This window comes from Rhodococcus sp. BS-15 (assembly GCF_000813105.1).
Classification (GTDB): domain Bacteria; phylum Actinomycetota; class Actinomycetes; order Mycobacteriales; family Mycobacteriaceae; genus Rhodococcoides.
Window position 1 is genome coordinate 1 of the sequence record NZ_BAOX01000574.1, and the last position, 985, is coordinate 985.

Below are 985 nucleotides of genomic sequence, written 5' to 3' on the forward strand. Positions count from 1 at the left end.
CGGTCGCGGGCGACTACGGGTGCGCCTGGCACACCGTCCACGGCCACCTCGTCGTGGTCGCCGACGCCGCCCTGGCCGGCGAACCCGAACCGGTGGTCGTCCTCGGGATCGATGAGACCCGACGCGGGAAGGCGAAATGGGAAACTTGCCCCGAGACCGGGGAACGGAGATGGGTGGACCGGTGGGACACCGGACTGGTCGACCTGACCGGCGATCAAGGGTTGCTGGCGCAGGTCAACGGGCGCACCTCGGCGGTGGTGATCGACTGGTTCGACGCCCGCGACGAGACGTGGAAGGCGCAGATCACCCATGTCGCGATCGATATGTCGTCGGTGTATTCGAAGGCGGTGCGCGAGGCGTTGCCGCACGCGCAGCTGGTGGTGGACCGGTTCCACCTGGTCAAGAAGGCCAACGAGATGGTCGATACCGTCCGGCGCAGGGTCACCCAGGCCGAGCGGGGTCGGCGCGGCCGCAAGAGTGATGTCGAGTGGATCAATCGACGACGGTTGTTGCGGGCCGCGGAGCGCCTGACCGATGAGCAACGATCGGCCCTGTTCGAGAAGCTGACCTCCGCGGATCCGCACGGGGACATCGCTGCGGCATGGATCGCCAAAGAACTACTGCGCGATGTGTTGCGCTGCACCGATCGTGGTGGCCTTCGCCATGAAATCCGGGACAGACTGTACCGGTTCTACACGTTCTGCGCGGCATGCCGTGTCCCGGAGATCGGCAAGCTGGCGACGACCGTCTCGGCGTGGCAGGAACCGATGATCCTGGCGATCACCACCGGCCTGTCGAATGCGCGCAGTGAAGGCTACAACCGCATCGTCAAGCACGTCGGCCGCATCGCGTTCGGATTCCGCAATCCCGACAATCAACGCCGCCGGGTACGGTGGGCCTGCACTCGACGGTCACGTCGGGGCGCACCCAGCCGGCACCAATGCCACTGCTAACCGCGAAGAGCCGAATTAGCGACCCGTGAGCG

At 66.3% G+C, this 985-nt stretch carries 1 protein-coding gene; it reads left to right on the top strand.

What is annotated here, in order from left to right:
* A partial coding sequence (locus RHBS_RS28025) for an ISL3 family transposase (RefSeq protein ID WP_128646940.1) occupies positions 1–953 on the top strand: 953 nt, incomplete at its 5' end.
* Between the last annotated feature and the right edge of the window lie 32 nt (positions 954–985).